At 67.9% G+C, this 18447-nt stretch carries 12 protein-coding genes; 4 read left to right on the top strand and 8 right to left on the bottom strand.

Going from position 1 to position 18447, the window contains the following annotated elements; genetic code table 11:
* Positions 1–74: 74 nt before the first annotated feature.
* Genes AC07PA_RS12250 through AC07PA_RS12225 form a run of 6 tightly spaced genes read right to left on the bottom strand, consistent with a single transcriptional unit; the run spans position 75 to position 10211 of the window.
* Positions 75–6323, bottom strand: coding sequence for an Hpt domain-containing protein (locus AC07PA_RS12250; RefSeq protein ID WP_145695758.1), 6249 nt, complete (start codon positions 6321–6323; stop codon positions 75–77).
* 51 nt (positions 6324–6374) lie between these two features.
* Positions 6375–8660 (bottom strand): methyl-accepting chemotaxis protein, encoded by a 2286-nt coding sequence (locus AC07PA_RS12245; protein WP_145695759.1) that lies wholly within the window; start codon positions 8658–8660, stop codon positions 6375–6377.
* Between the two features lie 21 nt (positions 8661–8681).
* The gene (locus tag AC07PA_RS12240) at positions 8682–9209 is read right to left on the bottom strand and encodes a chemotaxis protein CheW (protein ID WP_007853159.1); all 528 of its coding nucleotides are present in this window, start codon (positions 9207–9209) and stop codon (positions 8682–8684) included.
* A 15-nt stretch (positions 9210–9224) separates the two neighbouring features.
* On the bottom strand, positions 9225–9590 hold the full coding sequence (locus AC07PA_RS12235) for a response regulator (protein ID WP_007853160.1): 366 nt from the start codon (positions 9588–9590) through the stop codon (positions 9225–9227).
* Positions 9590–9988 carry a response regulator gene (locus AC07PA_RS12230; protein WP_005796099.1) on the bottom strand — a complete coding sequence of 133 codons (399 nt, stop codon included), beginning with the start codon at positions 9986–9988 and terminating at the stop codon, positions 9590–9592. The genes AC07PA_RS12235 and AC07PA_RS12230 overlap by 1 nt, the downstream gene beginning before the upstream one ends.
* A gap of 49 nt (positions 9989–10037) precedes the next feature.
* Positions 10038–10211, bottom strand: coding sequence for a rubredoxin (locus tag AC07PA_RS12225; protein WP_007853166.1), 174 nt, complete (start codon positions 10209–10211; stop codon positions 10038–10040).
* Between the two features lie 94 nt (positions 10212–10305).
* On the opposite strand from AC07PA_RS12225, the gene thiD reads away from it, so the two are divergent.
* Both thiD and hemL read left to right on the top strand, forming a co-directional pair.
* Positions 10306–11256, top strand: coding sequence for a bifunctional hydroxymethylpyrimidine kinase/phosphomethylpyrimidine kinase (thiD, locus tag AC07PA_RS12220; protein WP_494605663.1), 951 nt, complete (start codon positions 10306–10308; stop codon positions 11254–11256).
* Positions 11240–12550: a glutamate-1-semialdehyde 2,1-aminomutase gene (hemL, locus tag AC07PA_RS12215; RefSeq protein ID WP_007853171.1), complete on the top strand. Its 1311-nt coding sequence runs from the start codon at positions 11240–11242 to the stop codon at positions 12548–12550. Before thiD ends, hemL begins: the two co-directional genes overlap by 17 nt.
* A 4-nt stretch (positions 12551–12554) precedes the next feature.
* Here hemL and AC07PA_RS12210 read toward each other — a convergent pair whose 3' ends face one another.
* The gene (locus AC07PA_RS12210; protein WP_494605660.1) at positions 12555–13340 is read right to left on the bottom strand and encodes an IclR family transcriptional regulator domain-containing protein; all 786 of its coding nucleotides are present in this window, start codon (positions 13338–13340) and stop codon (positions 12555–12557) included.
* 176 nt (positions 13341–13516) lie between these two features.
* On the opposite strand from AC07PA_RS12210, the gene pobA reads away from it, so the two are divergent.
* Both pobA and AC07PA_RS12200 read left to right on the top strand, forming a co-directional pair.
* A complete protein-coding gene (gene pobA / locus AC07PA_RS12205; RefSeq protein WP_494655376.1) occupies positions 13517–14677 on the top strand; it encodes a 4-hydroxybenzoate 3-monooxygenase in 1161 nt (386 codons plus the stop codon).
* Positions 14678–14760: 83 nt separating this feature from the next.
* Entirely contained in the window at positions 14761–16527 is a 1767-nt protein-coding gene (locus AC07PA_RS12200; protein ID WP_494605656.1) for an alkaline phosphatase D family protein, read from the top strand.
* 253 nt (positions 16528–16780) lie between these two features.
* Here AC07PA_RS12200 and purH read toward each other — a convergent pair whose 3' ends face one another.
* The gene (gene purH / locus AC07PA_RS12195) at positions 16781–18382 is read right to left on the bottom strand and encodes a bifunctional phosphoribosylaminoimidazolecarboxamide formyltransferase/IMP cyclohydrolase (protein WP_494605654.1); all 1602 of its coding nucleotides are present in this window, start codon (positions 18380–18382) and stop codon (positions 16781–16783) included.
* Positions 18383–18447: the final 65 nt, after the last annotated feature.

The raw sequence follows: 18447 nt of genomic DNA, 5'->3' as shown, positions 1-18447 counted from the left end.
GACACGAAAAAGCCGCAGGTCCCCACAAACACCAACGCCTGCACCGGTGAGGGATGCAGGCGTCGGGTGGTTTGTCAGGCCTCTGCGGCAGCGGCGATGCGGGCGTAGTGCTGGATCAGGCTGAGCAGCTCTTCGTCCGAGTAAGGTTTGCCCAGGTAGTGGTTCACCCCGAGCTCCATGGCGTGCTCGCGGTGCTTTTCGGCGATCCGCGAGGTGATCATGATGATGGGCAGGTCGCGCAGGGCGCCGTCGGCGCGGATGTTGCGCGCCAGGTCGAAGCCGTCCATGCGCGGCATTTCGATGTCCGACAACACCACCGTGGGGCGCTCGTCCTGCAGCCGCTCCAGCGCCTGCAGGCCATCGGCCGCCAAGGCCACGCGATAACCTTCGCGCTGCAGCAAGCGCTGCGTGACGCGGCGCACGGTGATGGAATCGTCCACCACCAGGATCAACGGCACCTGGCTGACGCCCGAGGGCAGCGGCGCCACGGCCGCGCCCTTGGCGTCCACCCGGTCGTTGACCATCGGCAGCTCGGCGCTGGCGCTACGCACCTGGTCGCCGTACACCGTGGACAGGGCCACCGGGTTGTAGATCAGCACCACGGCACCCGAGGCCAGCACGGACATGCCGGCCAGGCCGGGCAGGCGCGACAGCTGCGGCCCGAGGTTCTTCACCACCACTTCCTGGTTGCCCAGCACTTCGTCCACGTGCATGGCGATGCGCTGCGAGGCGCTTCGGAAGACCACCACGGGGCGCGTCTTGCCGACCGATTCATGGCTGCGGGCAGACGACTGCAGCAACGCACCAGCCCAGAAGAACGGCAATTGCTCCAGGCCGTCGTCGAAATGGCCGGCCTTGTAGGCTTCCTGCAGGTCGGCCACCGACGTGCGGCGCACGATTTCCACCAGGTTGGCGGGCACGCCGATGGACAGGTCGCCGGCACGCAGCATCACCACCTGCGTCACGGCCGTGGTCAGGGGCAGCACCATGCGGAAGGCGGCGCCCTTGCCGGTTTCGGTGGTGGTCTCGATGCGGCCGCCCAGGGCGTTGATCTCGGAGCGCACCACGTCCATGCCGATACCGCGACCGGCCAGACCGGTGACTTCGCTGGCGGTACTGAAACCGGGCGTGAAGATCAGGTTGGCGGCGTCGCCATCGCTGAGCTCCAGGCCGGGCTCGATCAGGCCCTGGGCGATGGCTTTCTCGCGGATGCGCGGCAGGTTCAGGCCGGCACCGTCGTCGCGGAACTCGACCGACACGTCGTTGCCTTCGTGGTGCAGATCCACGGTGATGGTGCCCGATGCCGGCTTGCCGGCGGCCACGCGGGCCTCGGGGTTCTCGATGCCGTGGGCCACGCAATTGCGCAGCAAGTGCTCGAAGGCGGGCGTCATGCGGTCCAGCACGCCGCGGTCCATTTCAATGGAGCCGCCGGTGATATCGAGCTTGATCTGCTTGCCGGTTTCCTTGGAGGCCTGGCGCACCACGGCGTACAGGCGCTCGGCAATGCCTTCGAACTCCACCATGCGGGTGCGCAGCAGGTCGCGCTGCAGTTCGCGTGCCTGGCGGCCCTGGGCGATCAGGTCGTCTTCGGCGCCTTCCATGGTGCGCTGCAGGTTGCGCTGCACGGTGGCCACGTCGTTGACCGACTCGGCCATCATGCGCGTGAGTTCCTGCACGCGGGTGAAGCGGTCGAACTCCAGCGGATCGAAGCCGGCCGCCGAGTCCTTGGACAGGGCCAGGCGCGACTGCATCTGCGATTCGGCCTGCACTTCGATGTCGCGCAGTTGCAGGCGCAGGCGGTCCAGGTTGCCCGACAGGTCGGTCAGCGAGGAGCGGAACTGCGACAGGCGCACGTCCAGGCGCGAGCGGCTGATCATGACCTCGCCGGCCTGGTTGACCAGGCGGTCGAGCAGCTGGGCACGCACGCGCACCGACTGGTTGGCCGCCACGCGCAGCGGGGCCAGTTGCGAGGCTGCGGGCAGGCGCACGGCCGGAGCCGCGAGGGCGGCTGGCCGCTCCACCGGGGCGACAGCAGCAGCAGCAGCGGGTGCCTCGGCCACAGGGGCTTCGGCACGGGCTGGCACGGGCAGCGCGACGACGGCATCTGCCGGACCCTGGGTGCCGATGGCGCTCAGGGCGGCGAAATTGGCCTGCAGGCCGTCGAAGTTGGCCTGCAGCGGCTCGATCTCGGCGCTGGTGACGGTTTCCACATCGAGCTGCTCGATGGCGGATTCCAGGCGGTGGGCCATTTCACCCAGGCGCATGGCGCCAGCCAGGCGCGAGCTGCCCTTGAGCGTGTGCAGGGCGCGCAGCACTTCGCTGCGGGCACCCAGGTTGTCGGGGCGCGAGGCCCACTGGCGCAAGGCGCCGCCGAGCTGGGGCAGCAGTTCCTGGGCCTCTTCCTCGAAGATCGGGAAGAGGTCGGGGTCGATCACGTCGATGGCGTCGATGTCGTCGTCGATGTCGGACGAGAGCTCCACGGCGCGGGCGATGGCGTCGTCCACCTCCTGCTCATGCTCGTAGCCGTGGTCGTCGTGCACCACGGGCGACAGCGCGGGCGCCACATGGCCCGTGGGCACCACCACCGGCGCCACGACAGGCTCGGGCTCCGGCTCGGGTTGGGGCTCTGGTTCGGGCTCGGCCACGGCCTCGATGCCCACCTCGGCATCCTCTTCCTCGGGGGAGAGGGTGTTGTCGACCTCGGTCTCGAGGATCAGGCGCAGCGCGGCCAACACCTCCTGGCTCGGCTCCTTGAGGAAGCCGGCAGCGAACTGGTGCAGCAGGCGGCGGATGTCTTCGGCCGAGTCCAGGAAGACCTGGGCCTGCTCCTTGGTGCCGCGCGTCTGCAGCTGCACATGCTGCAGCGCATGCTCGAGCACGCGGGACAGATCGGACAGTGCGGTGAAGCCCACGGTGGCGGAACTGCCCGCCAGCGAATGCGCCAGCGCCACGGCCGTGTCCGGCAGGGGCTCGTGCAGTTCCAGCGACCATTCCTGCAGGCAGGTGGCCAGGCGGCGCGACCATTCGTCGGCTTCGTTGAGGTAGACGTTGTACAGCGGGATGCCGATGCGCAGCGTCTCGATGACCTTGACCGCTTCGTCGAAGGAGGCCTCTTCGGCCACGGGAGCGGGCGCCGGGGCGACCGCTGGCGCCACGGGGCTGGCTGCGACGTCGGGCAACACCTCGGGCAGCACTTCGGGCAGGGACTGCGGCAGCTCTTCGGCGGGCGCAACAGGCTCGGGAACCACGGCCAGCAGGGCTTCGGGCTCGGGCTGTGCGGGGGCCGGGGCGCCGGCGTCGAGCAGTTGGTCGTCGAGCTGGAATTCAAACGGCACATCGGACGCGGCCGCCACCACGGGCTCGGGCACGGGTGCCGGCGCGGGTTCTGCCGCGATCTCGAAGGTGTCGAGCATCGGCAGGTCGAAGTCGACCCCGGCAGGCGCTGCCGCGACCGGCTCGGCCACCACGGGAAGCTCGATGGCGGGCTGCGTTTCAGGGGTGTCTGGCACCTGGGCGACCGCCTCGGCAAACACCGCGAAGTCGATCTCTTCGGTGACCGTGGAGCTGGTGTCGGGCACTTCCTTGGGGGCCTCGACCGCGATGATCTCGGGCTCCAGGGCGTCCTCGGGGACCTCGGTGGAGACGAAGTCGGCGTGGACGATTTCCTCTTCCTCCAGCGGCAGTTCCACGGCCTCGGGCACGGGCTCGGAGAGGGCCGGCACATCGATCAGCTCGGGCACGGGCGCGAAGTCTTCCACCGCCTGGGGCACGGCCTCGGGCAGTTCGGCGGGCACGTCGATCAGCTGCGGCACCTCGGCGGCAGGCTCAGGAGCGGGCGCAGCAGCCGGCTCGGCGGCGACCGAGGTCAGGGACAGCAGGGTGCCATCCTGGCGCATGGCTTCCGCGGCCTTGCGGAAGGCCTCGGGTTGCCAGTGCGTGGGGCTGCCCGAGGCCAGGCTGTCGGCCCAGTCGCCAAAGGCATGCAGGGTGTCGGTGGACAGCTGCAGCAGCGGCCCCTTCATGGGCTTTTGCTCGGCCAGCCAGGCGTTGAGCACCTGCTCCATCGACCAGGCGGCTTCGCCGAAGTCGTTGAGGCCGACCATGCGCGAGCTGCCCTTCAGGGTGTGGAAGGCACGGCGCAGCGTGGTCTGCTCGCTCAGCTCGCCCGGCTCGTTGCGCAGGGTGGCGATGGCGGTCAGGCCGGTGGCGACGACTTCGCGCGCTTCCTCGAGGAAGATCTCGAGCAGTTCGTCCTCGACCGCGACCGGGGGACGCACCACCGGTCCCGACACGGCGGGAACCGGTGCGGCCGGGGGCGCCACGGGGGCCGCGCCCAAGTGGCCAAAGCCGATGTCGGGGGCCAGTTGCTCGATGGGCGCGGGCGCGGGGGCGGGCTCTGCGAATTCGCCGGGCAGGGGCGAGAAGTCGGTGGGCGCGCTTTCGGGTTCTTCGACCGGGAAGCGCGGCACCACGTCGGGCAGCGGAATCGCGGCGCGCTCTTCGAGCTTGGCGGGCGTGACTTCCTGGGTGTTGTCGGTGGCGCGCGAACGGGTGCGGCCGGTGAGGATGCGCAGCTCGCCCTGCTCCTCGTCGTAGACAAAGAGCTTGCGTGCCATGGCACGCTGGTAGCTCAGCATGTCGATCAGGAAGCCCAGGGCCCCCATGCTGCTACCCAGCTTTTCGAAGGCGGGCTGGCGCTCTTCCTCGGGGATGTCGTTGATCAGCAGGCGGTCGACGGTGTCGCGCATGCGCACCACGGCCAGCGAAGCCTGGTCCAGACCCAGCACCGACAGCACGCCGCGCATCTGCGCCATGTGGCCCGGCACGGGGGCCAGTACCGCGGTGTCCTTGGGGTCGCGGAAGAACAGGTCCAGCGACTTTTCGGCCTCGGCCAGGGTGGCGCGCAGTTCGTCCACCACGCTGCCCATGGTCTGGTTGTCGCTGACACGGCGGTACAGCTCTTCCATCCAGGCTTCCAGGGGCTCGGGCTCGGCACCGGCGCCCACGGCGGCCAGCCGCTCGGACAGGCGGGCGGCGCGCTCGGCCATCTGGTCTTCGGCGGCGTCGAGCTCCTCGAACGCGGCCTGCAGGTACAGCACCGAGGTGGCCACTTCCATGGCCAGCGCGGCCGATGGCGGCTCTCCGGACTTGGTGGTGGCGTCCATCACCTGCGTGAGTGCCGTGGCCAGCTGCTCGCTGCCCGGGCTGAGCTTGCGCAGAGAGTCGCAGACCAGGCTGAACTGGTCGGCGGCGGGCTTGATCTTGTTGCGGTCACCGCCGGCCAGGGCCGACCAGGTTTCGGTGGCGGCGGCAATGCGCTTTCGGGCCTGGGCCAGCACGGCCGGGTCGAACCGGCCGAAGCGCGCGGTGTCGTAGTCCACGGGCTTGAAGCGGTCCAGGCTGAAGGCATGGCGCACCGTCATCAGCGCGGGGAACTTGGCTGCCGCGCCCTCTGGCACGGTGGTCTGCGAGCAGAAGAACAGCAGGTCCTGCACCAGGCGGTCGGCGATGGTCTGATCGCCCTTGGCCAGGGTGGCGTACTGCATGAGCACGCGCGAGGCCACGCGCTTCACATACACGTCGGGCGGCAACAGGCCGCCGGCAAAGGCCTCGAAGAAGGCGGCGCAGATCTTCCAGAACGCACGCGACTGGCGGTCCTGCTGGGCAGACACGAAGCCCAGGCAGGTTTCGTACATGGCGCGGGCGGCCTTGAGGTCGCCCGACTTGACGATGCGCAGCACGGCCGCGTCCAGCTGGCCGCGCGCCTGGGGTCCGTACGGCAGGGGTTCCGCGGGGATGGTGACCTCGGGCTCACGGAAGCGCCGCTCCACGGGCCACAGGTCGGCCGGGTGCACGCGCTCGGCGCCGGCCAGGGCCTGGGCGTCGCGGTATTGGGGGAACAGGGCCACGGCCGAGACGGACTTGCCGGCCAGCACGCTTTCCAGGAACTCGATCAGGCCGAAGCTGGCCTTCTCGATGGTGTTCGTGGCCTCGTCGGTGCACAGCTCGGGGCGCTGCACGAAGCGCTGTACTGCAGCCTCCATGGCGCGCAGCACGAGCGCTGGCGGGCCCATGCCCACCATTTCGAGCGCACCGCTGGCCTGGTGCAGCTGCTGGCGTGCGATGCGCAGGGCACCGGCGTCGAGCGCGGCCAGATCGGATTCGTTGGCGGTTTCCACGTCGCGCACGAAGCGGCGCATGGACTTGACGGCACCGCCCAGAGATTTGCGCAGTTCGTCGAGCACCCAAGCCAAAGGACCCAGGTCCTGATCTCCCTGGGTCCAGTCTGCGGCCGGTGCATTTTTGACATCAATAGATGGCATGGGTTCGTCCCCGGCTGCAATGAGCCAGCTGGTTGATGACTACGGATCGCCTCAGGCGATCTTGAAACGGGCGACAGACTGGCGCAGTTCTTCGGCCATGTGCGACAGTTCGCGCACCTGCTGGGCCGTCGTGCGGGTACCTTCTCCGGTCTGCTCCGTCACGGCAAAAATGTGCTGGATGTTGTCGGCCACTTCGTTGGCCAGAACGGCTTCACGCGAGGTCGAAGACGAAATCTGCTCAATCAGGTCGGCAAGGCGACGCGACACGCGGTCAATCTCGGTCAGTGCGGTACCTGCGCTGTCGGACAGGCGGGCCCCTTCCACCACACCCTGCGTGGAGCGCTCCATAGCGGCCACGGCATCCTGGGTGTCGGTCTGAATGGCTTTCACGAGCGCCGAGATCTGGCGCGTGGCGTCTGCAGAACGTTCAGCAAGGCGCTGCACTTCTTCGGCCACCACCGAGAAGCCGCGGCCGGCTTCACCAGCGGATGCGGCCTGGATGGCGGCGTTCAGGGCCAGAACGTTCGTCTGTTCGGTAATGTCGGAAATCAGCTCGGTGATTTCACCGATCTCCTGCGAGGATTCGCCCAGGCGCTTGATGCGCTTGGAGGTGTCCTGGATCTGGTCGCGGATGGAGTTCATACCGCCGATGGCGTTCTGCACGGCCTGCAGACCGGAATCGGCCGCTTGCAGCGATTGGCGGGCCACAGTGGCCGACTCTTGCGCCTGCGTGGACACTTCGTTGATTCGGCTCGCCATGTCGAGCACCGAGCGGCCGGTTTCGCGAATTTCGCGCAGCTGCTCGGTCGAAGCGGCCAGCAGTTCGGTCGAGGTGGAGTCCACCTGCGCCGTCGTCTGGGCCACGCGGGTCGCCGTGTTCTGCACGCTGCCCACCAGCTGGCGCAGTTCTTCCACCGTGTAGTTCACCGAGTCGGCGATGGCGCCGGTGATGTCCTCGGTCACGGTGGCTTCCTGGGTCAGATCGCCTTCAGCGACCGACTGCAGTTCGTTCATCAAACGCAAAATGGCGGCCTGGTTGGCGTCGTTGACGCGCTTGGCTTCCTGTTCCTGGCGCTTGGCGTCCTTCTGTTGCGATTCAGCAGCGGTCTGGCGGCCACGGCTGTCCAGCAGCTGGACGCGCGAAATGCCGATACCGCACAGCAGCACGAACAGGCCGGCAAGGCCCAGGGCCGCGATCTGGCCGGCACCCAGGCCGGTCTGTGCGGACAGCTTGCTCTGCAGGCCTTCGAGCTGGCGGCGCAGCGGTTCGCTGTCGGCAATGATGGCGGACTGTGCTTCACGGGCGGACACCAGGCCTTGCAGGTTGCCCAGGATGGCGCTGGCCTGCGTGCGGGTCTGTTCGTACAGCTTCACGAGGCCGTCGAGCTGCTCGCGGGTCTGTGCGTCCTTGGTGGCGCCAAGGCGCAGTTCGGGGCTGCCATCGAGCAGGCCCTGGGCGATTTCCTTGAACGAGTTCAAGTCCTTGCCCAGCAGGAACACGGCCTCGGGGCTCACGCCTTCCATGGTCTGGAATTCGTTGGCGGACTTGCCGATGCGCTGCGTCAGCATCACGAGCTGGCCGGCGGCCGAGATCTCGGCGGCGGGAGCGTTCTGCTGCAGCTTGAGCGAGGACACCGTTTCGGCGATTTCGAGCAGGTCGGACGACTGGCGGTTGATGGTGCGCAGAGCGTCGCCCACCTGGGTCAGGATCTTTTGCTGGCCCATCACCACGCCGGCGTTGCGCTCGGCGCGCTCCATCAGCGGCGTCACGGCGTCCAGGTCGGGCTTGTAGGGCTCGCCCAGCGATTGCACGCCCAGCTCTGCGTCACCAGCGGTCAGGGCGCGCACGTTGCGCGCCAGCACGCCAGAGCTTTCCACCACGTCGGGGAAGGCCTGGGGGCTACCCACCAGGGCCTGCGACACCGACTTGGCCAGGCGCTGCGACTGCATCAGGGACTGGCCGGTAGACGCCAGCTGCTGTGCGGAGCGGTCCGCCTGCACCAGCACCCAGTAGGCAATGCCGCCCAGCACCACCACACCAACGGCCAGCAGGGCCAGCAGGCGGCGCTGGTGGCCGGCGGCGGTGGAGGTACCCAGCACCGGCAGGGAGATCAGGTCGTCGTCGCTATCGGGTTCGGAGAGCTCGGGGGCATAGCCACCGGGATCGCCCTGCACGCTGTTCATCGCGTCGCTCTGGTACTCGCGCAGCGCGGCTGCCTCGAGCGAACCGGTCCCCAGTGCGTCCTGGCCGTCATCGGCCGCAGCGTTGCCCGCTGCGGCGTCCGGCGCACCGGGCTTCCGGTTGAACAGTTTTCCAAATTGATTGACGACGGACATGGTGCAGCCTTACAGAAAAACTCAAGCACTGATGCTCAGGAAAGCGGGATGTTGGGACAGGATTTGCAGATTGAGCTCCTGCCAGCGCGCACCACCTGCATCGATGTAGGTGGTGCCGAAGAATGCGGGAGATTCCGGCGCAGGGGGTTCGGACGACACGAAGGACTCCGTACCACGCAGGCCGGCCAGCTTGTCCACCAGCAGCGCGGCGTTCACTTCGAGCGCGGCGTTGAAGGCCAGCAGGCTGGACTCGGACAGGGCTTGCTCGGTGCGCGTGACCGTGGTGCCCAGCATGCCGGCGAGGTCGGCCACGCCGACCAGTCCGCCACGCAGGTTGGCGACACCGAGGAACCAGCTTTGCGTGTACGGCACGGGCTGGACGGTGACCCAGGGGAAAATCTCGCCCGATTGGGCGAGAGGCAGAAGGTAGTACTGTCCTGCTGTCTCGACAGCCAGCCAGGACGATACGGACAAGCCTTCCGATCTGGCGGCCTGGAGGCGGCTGGCCAGTCGGACTTGTAGCTCGCGGAGGGCTTCGCGGTTGGCCATGAACGCGCCGCTGCCTCAGTTCAGCGCGTCAATCTTGGCCTGCAGCTCGGCGGGATCCACCGGCTTGGTGATGTAGCCGCGCGCACCCTGGCGCATACCCCAGACCCGGTCGGTCTCCTGGTTCTTGCTGGTGCACATGATGATGGGCACGTCGGCGTATAGCGGATCACGGGTGATGGCACGCGTGAGCTGGAAGCCGTTCTGGCCAGGCATCACCACGTCCATGAGGATCAGGTCGGGCTTGTCTTCGGCCAGACGGCGGAAGGCTTCTTCGGCGTTCTCGGCCGTGCGCACCTGCATGCCTTTTTTCTGCAGCAGGTCCGTCAGAAACATCAACTCGGTCTTCGAATCGTCGACGACCAGAACTTTCTGGATGGGCATTACATCGCTCCTTGTTGGGAATTGCCGAATTGCTGCACAGCCTGCAGCAACTGGTCTTTGGTAAACGGTTTGGTGAGATATTCCTGGCAGCCGACCATGCGCCCGCGCGCCTTGTCGAATACGCCGTCCTTGGAGGACAGCATCACCACCGGTGTATCTGCGAAACGGGCGTTGCGCTTGATGATCGCGCAGGTCTGGTACCCGTCGAGCTTGGGCATGAGAATGTCACAGAAAATCAGCTGAGGCTGGTAATCGTTCACTTTCGCCAAAGCATCAAAGCCGTCGTCTGCCAACAAGACTTCGTGCCCCCCCTGCTTGAGAAAAATCTCGGCGCTTCGGCGGATGGTATTGCTGTCATCCACCACGAGCACTTTGAAAGATGCGCCTGTTGTAGTCAATTGCTAATGCTCCCGATGGAAAAATAAACAGCGCGGCAGGAGCCGCGCATCAAATCTGAACCATCTCGAAATCTTCCTTGCGGGCGCCACATTCCGGACAGGTCCAATTCATGGGCACCTGGTCCCAGGGAGTGTTGGGGGCGATGCCGTGCTCGGGCGCACCCTCTGCCTCGTCATAAATCCACCCGCAAATCAAACACATCCACGTTTTAGAGTCGGTCACAGCTTAAAGGGCCTTCACATAGAATGCAACGATTGTATCTAGTCATCTCCCCGGGCTGCGGCTTCCTTGCCACCCCCTATGCTGCCACTGGCCCATGACCTCATCTGCACTCCCCCCCTCCGCCATCGGTGACGCCGACGACGCATCCGGCGAAGAAGCCAGCCCGGCCTGCGTCCTGGTTTTCAACGCCAGCGACCCCAGCGGCGCCGGCGGCCTGACGGCCGACATCACCACCATCGCGTCCGTCGGCGGCCACCCCATCGCGGTGGTCACAGGCGCCTACGCACGTGATACGGCGCAGATATTCGACCATTTCAGCTTCGATGACGAGGCCGTTTCGGAGCAGGCCCGGGCGGTGCTTGAGGACATGCCGGTGCAGGCCATCAAGGTGGGTTTTGTGGGCAGCCCCGAGAACATCAGCGCCATCGCCGAAATAACTACGGACTATGACGAGGTGCCGGTGATAGCGTACATGCCCAACCTGTCCTGGTGGACGGATGAGCAGATCGACGAGTACCTGGACGCCTTCCGTGAGTTGTTGTTACCGCAGACTTCAGTGTTGGTTGGAAACCACAGCACGCTGTGGCGCTGGCTGCTGCCGGACTGGAAAAGCGACCGCAGCCCGACCGCGCGCGACATCGCCCGGGCCGCCTCGGAGATGGGCGTGCCCTACACCCTGGTCACCGGCATCCCCCTGCCCGAGCAGTTCGTGGAGAACGTGCTGGCCTCGCCGCAGACGGTGCTGGGCAGCGGCAAGTTCGAGCTCTTCGACGCCACCTTCTCGGGCGCGGGCGACACGCTGTCGGCGGCGCTCACGGCCCTGGTGGCCAGCGGCAACGACCTGGGCGAGGCCACCAGCGAGGCGCTGGGCTACCTGGACCGCTGCCTGGACGCCGGCTTTCGCCCCGGCATGGGCCACATCGTGCCCGACCGCATGTTCTGGGCCCAGCCCGAGGACGAGGACGGAGAAGACGAAGAACAGACCCTGGACGAGACCAACGCCCTCGAAGGTTTCGTGATGCCCCCCCATGACACAAAGCACTGACCTCAACATCCCCCTGTTCGAACGCGCCAAGGCGCTCATCCCCGGCGGCGTGAACTCGCCCGTGCGGGCCTTCAAGGCCGTGGGCGGCACGCCGCGCTTCGTCAAGCGCGCCCAGGGCGCCTACTTCTGGGACGCCAACGACCAGCGCTTCATCGACTACATCGGCTCCTGGGGCCCGATGATCCTCGGACACGGCCACCCCGCCGTGCTCGAGGCGGTGCAGAAGGCGGCCCTGGAAGGCTTCAGCTTCGGCGCGCCAACCGAGCGCGAGGTGGAGCTGGCCGAGGAGATCATCGGCCTGGTGCCCTCGATGGAGATGATCCGCTTGGTCAGCTCGGGCACCGAGGCCGGCATGAGCGCCATCCGCCTGGCGCGCGGCGCCACGGGCCGCAGCAAGATCATCAAGTTCAACGGCTGCTACCACGGCCATGCCGATGCGCTGCTGGTCAAGGCCGGCTCGGGCCTGGCCACCTTCGGCAATGCCACCAGCGCGGGCGTGCCGCCCGAGGTGGTACAGCACACCCTGGTGCTCGAATACAACGACATCGCCCAGCTCGAAGAGGCCTTCGCGCTGCACGGCAAGGAACTGGCCTGCCTGATGATCGAGCCGATCGCGGGCAACATGAACTTCGTGCGCGCGAGCGTGCCCTTCATGCAGCGCTGCCGCGAGCTGTGCACCGAATACGGTGCGCTGTTGGTGCTCGACGAGGTGATGACCGGTTTCCGCGTGGGCCTGACCAGCGCCCAGGGGGTGTACGCGAAGAGCATCCCCGGCTTCAAGCCCGACCTCACCGTGCTGGGCAAGGTGATCGGCGGCGGCATGCCGCTGGCGGCCTTTGGCGGGCCGCGCGCCATCATGGAGCATCTGGCGCCCATCGGCGCGGTGTACCAGGCGGGCACGCTGTCGGGCAACCCGGTGGCCACGGCCTGCGGCTTGGCCACGCTGCGCGAGATCACCAAGCCCGGCTTCTTCGACGCCCTGTCGGCCCGCACGCAGTCCTTGGTGGATGGCCTCAAGGCCGCCGCCGCGGCCGAGGGCGTGCCCTTTTGCGCCGACAGCGAGGGCGGCATGTTCGGCTTCTTCCTCTTGCCCACGCTGCCCCAGAGCTACCCCGAGGTGCTGACCACCGACAGCGCCCGCTTCAACCAGCTGTTCCATGGGCTGCTGGACCGCGGTATCTATATAGCGCCGGCGCTGTACGAGGCCGGCTTCGTGAGCTCGGCCCACAGCGAAGAGGACATCGCCGCCACGGTGGCGGCCGCGCGCGAAGTGTTCAAGACATTGGCGAAGTAAGCGCCTACAGCAGGCCGCGCAGCTCGCGGGCTGCCTCCTGCAACAACGGCAACATCTCGCGCTGCAGGCTGCCCTCGTCCAGCTGCTTGGGCGAGGCCACCACATTGAGCGCCGCCACGGTCTGCCCCTGCAGGTTGCGCAGGGGCACGGCCAGGGCGTGCACGCCCAGTTCGTGCTCTTCCACCGCCAGGCACCAGTCGTCGCGGCGGGCGCGGGCGATGGCCTGGCGCAGCGGGCCGACCTGGGTCAGGGTGTGGGGTGTGAGCCGCTGCAGCGTGGCGCCCTTGAGCCAGACCGTGAGTTCAGGTGCCGCCAGCGCCGCCAGCAGCACCCGCCCGGTGGACGTGGGGTGCGCCGGCAGCCGCGCACCCAGGTGCAGGCCATAGGCCAGCACCCGGGACGGAGCCCCGTAGACGCCGCTGCGCGCCACGATCACCACCTCGCTGCCATCGAGCACCACCGCAGAGAAGGACTGCTGGGTCTGCGCGGCCAGGCGGTTGAGCGTGGGCTGCAGCACGCGCGGCAGCCGGGCCGAGGCCAGGTAGCTGCCCGAAAAGCGCAGCACCTTGGGCGCCAGCCAGAAGTAGCTGCCATCGCTCTCCAGGTAACCCAGGTGCGCCAGTGTGAGCAAATGCCGGCGCGCCGCCGCCCGCGTGAGCCCCGTGCGCTGCGCTGCCAGTGTGGCGTTGAGGCGCTGGCGCTCGGTGTCGAAGCTCTCCAGCACGGCCATGCCCTTGGCCATGCCCTCGATGAGGTCGGCCTTGGCGATGGGGGTGGCGCTGGGGGTCATGGTCGGTAAAGCGGTCGGCTCGGCAAGGATTGCGCGATGATCGCACAAAGCGTCCACACATCGCACGCAACCGGCCGGGCGGCACCCCGCGTTGACCTGCATCAACCTACGCTTGGGTCATGCCTTCGAGCCGGTGCTCGGGGCCTTCACTTTCCCCAGCTTTGCGAGGTTCCCCCATGCGTACCCAGGTTGCCATCATCGGCGCCGGCCCGGCCGGCCTGCTGCTCGGCCAGTTGCTGCACACATCCGGCATCGACGCCGTCATCATCGAGCAGCGCAGCGCCGACTACGTGCTCGGCCGCATCCGCGCCGGCGTGAGCGCCCGCGCCCATGCCCAGGGCCTGCCGCACGACGGCATCGAGCTCCTGTTCAAGGGCCAGCGCCACCGCATCGACCTGCATGCGCTGTCCGGCGGCAGCCGCGTCACGGTGTACGGCCAGACCGAGGTCACGCACGACCTGATGGATGCGCGCGCCGCCGCGGGCCTTACCGCCGTGTACGAGGCCGGCAACGTGAGCGTGCACGACTTCGACGGCGGCAAGCCGCGCGTGACCTACGAGAAGGATGGCCAGACGCACGAGATCAGCTGCGACTTCATCGCCGGCTGCGACGGCTACCACGGCGTGTGCCGCGCCAGCGTGCCGGCCGATGCGCTCAAGACCTACGAGCGTGTCTACCCCTTCGGCTGGCTGGGCGTGCTGGCCGACGTGCCGCCCGTCTCGCACGAGCTGATCTATGCCAACACCGAGCGCGGCTTTGCGCTGTGCAGCATGCGCAGCACCACGCGCAGCCGCTACTATCTGCAGGTGCCCGACACCGACAAGGTCGAGAACTGGAGCATCGACCAGTTCTGGGCCGAACTGGGCAACCGGCTGGACCCTGAGGCGCGCGACAACCTGGTGACCGGTCCGGCGCTGGAAATGAGCATCGCCCCGCTGCGCAGCTTCGTCGCCGAGCCCATGCGCTTCGGCCGCCTGTTCCTGGCCGGCGACGCGGCCCACATCGTGCCGCCTACGGGCGCCAAGGGGCTGAACCTGGCGGCCAGCGACGTGGGCTACCTGTGGAATGCCTTCGCCGACTACTACGGCGACCGGTCGAGCGCCGGCATCGACACCTACTCCGACCGCTGCCTGCGCCGCGTCTGGCGCGCCGAGCGCTTCTCGTGGTGGTTCACCTCTCTGATGCACCGTTTCCCGGACACCGGCGAGTTCGGCCAGAAGATGCAGGAGGCCGAGCTCGATTACCTGATCCATTCGCGCGCCGCATCGACTGCGCTGGCCGAGAACTACGTGGGCTTGCCCATGGACTTCGGGGCCGCCACGCCACACGGGCGCTGACGGCGGGGTGGCCGTTCATCGGTCCGTCACACCGCCATGCGAGCCTTGGCGGATACCAACGGACACCAATGGACCGCCCCACCATGAGCCACCCTCCCCACGATCCCCGACGCCCGCTGACCAACCTGCTGCAGGCCGGCACGCCCGAAGAGGACGCGCAGAGCAGCCGGCGCAACTTCGTGCGCCAGCTGGCCCTGGGCGCCGCGGCGCTGGGCACCCTGCCGCTGGCTGCCTGCGGCGGCAGCGACAGCCCGCCCGAGGTGCGCTTCGACCACGGCGTGGCCAGCGGCGACCCCCTGGGCGACCGCGTCATGCTGTGGACGCGCGTCACCCCACCGGCCAACCACGGTGAGGACATCCCCGTGCGCTGGGAGGTGGCCAGCGATGCCGCCTTTGCCAACCTGGTGGCCCAGGGCACGGCATCGGCCACGGCCGCCCGCGACTTCACCGTCAAGGTCGATGCCACAGGCCTCAAGCCCGCCACCACCTACCACTACCGCTTCACGGCCTACGCCAGCACCTCGCCGGCGGCGCGCACGCGCACCCTGCCCGCGGGCGGCGTGGCGCAGGTGCGGCTGGCGGTGTTCTCGTGCGCCAACTACCCGACGGGCTACTTCAACGTCTACGCCGACGCGGCCCGCCGCAACGACCTGGATGCCACGGTGCACCTGGGCGACTACCTGTATGAATACGCCCGTGGCGGCTATGCCTCCGCCAACGCCGGGGCCCTGGGCCGCCTGGCACAGCCCGCGGGCGAGATCCTGTCGCTGGCCGACTACCGCACGCGCCACGCCCAGTACAAGACCGACCCCGACCTGCAGGCCCTGCACGCGGCGGCCCCCATGATCGCCGTGTGGGACGACCACGAGATCACCAACGACACCTGGGCCAACGGGGCCGAGAACCACCAGAGCGCCACCGAAGGCAGCTTCGCGGCGCGCAAGGCGGCGGCGATGCAGGCCTACCACGAGTGGATGCCCACGCGCAACTCGCAGCCCGAGCTGATCTACCGCAGCTTCGCGTTTGGCGACCTGGTGGCGCTGCACATGCTCGATACGCGCGTGATCGGGCGCGACGAACAGGCCGACTACACCCGCTTCTTCACGGCCAGCGGCTTCGACGCCGCCGGCTTCACGGCCGCCGTGGGCTCCCCCACGCGCCAGCTCATGGGCGCCACGCAGACCCAGTGGCTGCAGCAACAGATGGCTGCATCGAGCGCCACCTGGCAGGTGCTGGGCCAGCAGGTGCTGATGGGCCGCATGAACATCCCCGCACCCATCCTCATCGACACCATGCAGCCCGGGGCCGGCGTGAGCGTGTCCCAGTACGCAGCGATCGTCGCCAAGGCGCAGACGGCCCCTGCCACGCTGACCGCCACCGAAAAGGGTGTGCTGGCCCAGCCGTCGATCCCCTACAACCTCGATGCCTGGGACGGCTACCAGGCCGCACGCGAGACCGTGCTGGGCATGGCACGCGGCCTGAACAAGAACCTGGTGATGCTCTCGGGCGACACGCACAACGCCTGGGCCAACGAGCTGGCCGACATGGGCGGCAACGCCGTGGGCGTGGAGTTCGCCACCTCGTCCGTCACCTCGCCGGGCTTCGAGGAGTACCTGCCCAAGGAAAACCCGGCCGTGCTGGCCGGCGCTCTGCAGCAGCTGATCCAGCCGCTCAAGTACTGCGACACCTCGCGCCGCGGCTACATGCTGCTCACCGCCACGGCCACCGAATGCCGCGCCGACTGGGTCTACGTGAACACCATCACCAGCCGTGGCTACACCGCCAGCACCGGCAAGTCGCTCAAGGTATTGGCCGGCGCCGCCGGCCGCGGACGCATCGTGCAGGCTTGATAAACACCCCCTGAGCCGCTTCGCGTCTTCACCCCTCTCTCGACTCGCTACGTGATTCGGGAGGGGGGCGCCCCCAGTGCACTCAAGCGAAGCGCCGCCTACGCGGCTTGGCGGCCCTTGCACGGGGGCGCTGGTCTAGGTCGCGCCCAGCTCGTGCGCTGCGGGTGGCGCGCAGCGCGGACCCAAATAGGAAAGGCGGCCCGGCCGCCTTTCCTCGTGGTGAGAGGGCGATGCCGATGGCATCGCCACCGGCTCAGTGCCGGAAGTGGCGCACGCCGCTGAACACCATGGACACGCCGCGCTCGTTCGCGGCATCGATGACTTCGTTGTCGCGCATGGAGCCGCCGGGCTGGATCACGCAGGTGGCGCCGGCATCGACCACGACATCCAGGCCGTCACGGAAGGGGAAGAAGGCGTCGCTGGCCACCACGGTGCCCTGCAGGCTCAGGTTGGCATGGCCGGCCTTGATGCTGGCGATGCGCGCCGAATCGAGGCGGCTCATCTGGCCGGCGCCCACGCCCATGGTCATGCCGCCCTTGCAGAAGACGATGGCGTTGCTCTTGACGTACTTGGCCACCTTCCACGCGAACAGCAGGTCTTCCATCTCTTCGAGCGTAGGTTGCTTCTGGGTCACGACCTTGAGGTCGATCAGCGACAGCTCATGGTTGTCGGCGGTCTGCAGCAGCAGGCCCGAGCCGATGCGCTTGGCATCCATGGCATTGCGGCCACGCTGCCAGTCGGTGCTGCCGCCATGCGCGGGCAGCGCGATCTTGAGCAGGCGCACATTGGCCTTGGCCTTGAAGACCTCGAGCGCCTCGGCCGTGAAGTCGGGTGCCATCAGCACCTCGACGAACTGCTTGGAGATCTGCTGCGCGGCCTTGCCGTCCACCGGGCGGTTGAAGGCGATGATGCCGCCGAAGGCGCTGGTGGGGTCGGTCTGGAAGGCCTTGCTGTAGCTGTCCAGCGCGTCCAGGCCCACGGCCACGCCGCAGGGGTTGGCATGCTTGACGATGACGCAGGCCGGGATCTCGAAGCTCTTGACGCATTCCCACGCGGCATCGGCGTCGGCGATGTTGTTGTACGACAGTTCCTTGCCCTGCAGTTGCACGCCGGTAACCAGCGAGCCGGGCGCGGGGTGCAGGTCGCGGTACAGCGCGGCCTGCTGGTGCGCGTTTTCGCCGTAGCGCAGGTCCTGCACCTTGGTGAAGATGCCGTTGCTCTGGCCCGCGAACTGGGCACGGGTGGGCACGTAGGTTTCCGAGAGCTTCTCTTCCTCGAAGGTGACGGAGGAGAGGTAGTCGCTGATCGCGCCGTCGTACTGGGCGATGCGGTTGAAGGCGGCCACCGACAACGCGAAGCGCAGCTTGTCGGAGAGCTTGCCCGCGGCCTTGAGCTCGGCCAGCACGGCGGGGTACTGCGAGGCGTCGGTCAGCACGCCCAAGTCCTTCCAGTTCTTGGCGGCGCTGCGCACCATGGCGGGGCCGCCGATGTCGATGTTCTCGATGGCATCGGCCAGCGTGCAGCCGGCCTTGGCCACGGTGGACTCGAAGGGGTAGAGGTTGACCACCAGCAGGTCGATGGTGTCGATGCCGTGCTCCTTGAGCGCCGCCATGTGCTCGGGCAGTTCACGGCGCGCCAGCAGGCCGCCGTGCACCTTGGGGTGCAGGGTCTTCACGCGGCCGTCGAGCATTTCGGGGAACTGGGTGACCTCGGCCACCTCGGTCACGGGCAGGCCCTTGTCGGCGAGCAGCTTGGCCGTGCCTCCGGTGGACAGCAGCCTGATGCCCAGCGCATGCAGCGCCTCTGCAAATTCAACGATGCCGGTTTTGTCGGAGACGGAAAGAAGTGCGTTCATGGCGGGTCGGTAAGGGAGTTTGGAATCGGGTGGTGTGCAGTTGCCGGCAACTGCACCGGTGGCAA

The sequence above is a fragment of the Acidovorax sp. GW821-FHT09B03 genome, from assembly GCF_059418305.1.
The sequence above is the reverse complement of the archived record's forward strand: the minus strand, read 5'-3'. Positions and strand labels throughout refer to the sequence as shown.

Coding starts and splice junctions, on each gene's coding strand:
- AC07PA_RS12200 (WP_494605656.1), top strand. CDS start 14,761: ATGAGCCACCCTCCCCACGATCCCCGACGCCCGCTGACCAACCTGCTG.
- AC07PA_RS12245 (WP_145695759.1), bottom strand. CDS start 8,660: ATGTCCGTCGTCAATCAATTTGGAAAACTGTTCAACCGGAAGCCCGGT.
- AC07PA_RS12235 (WP_007853160.1), bottom strand. CDS start 9,590: ATGCCCATCCAGAAAGTTCTGGTCGTCGACGATTCGAAGACCGAGTTG.
- AC07PA_RS12250 (WP_145695758.1), bottom strand. CDS start 6,323: ATGCCATCTATTGATGTCAAAAATGCACCGGCCGCAGACTGGACCCAG.
- hemL (WP_007853171.1), top strand. CDS start 11,240: ATGACACAAAGCACTGACCTCAACATCCCCCTGTTCGAACGCGCCAAG.
- purH (WP_494605654.1), bottom strand. CDS start 18,382: ATGAACGCACTTCTTTCCGTCTCCGACAAAACCGGCATCGTTGAATTT.
- AC07PA_RS12210 (WP_494605660.1), bottom strand. CDS start 13,340: ATGACCCCCAGCGCCACCCCCATCGCCAAGGCCGACCTCATCGAGGGC.
- AC07PA_RS12240 (WP_007853159.1), bottom strand. CDS start 9,209: ATGGCCAACCGCGAAGCCCTCCGCGAGCTACAAGTCCGACTGGCCAGC.
- pobA (WP_494655376.1), top strand. CDS start 13,517: ATGCGTACCCAGGTTGCCATCATCGGCGCCGGCCCGGCCGGCCTGCTG.
- thiD (WP_494605663.1), top strand. CDS start 10,306: ATGACCTCATCTGCACTCCCCCCCTCCGCCATCGGTGACGCCGACGAC.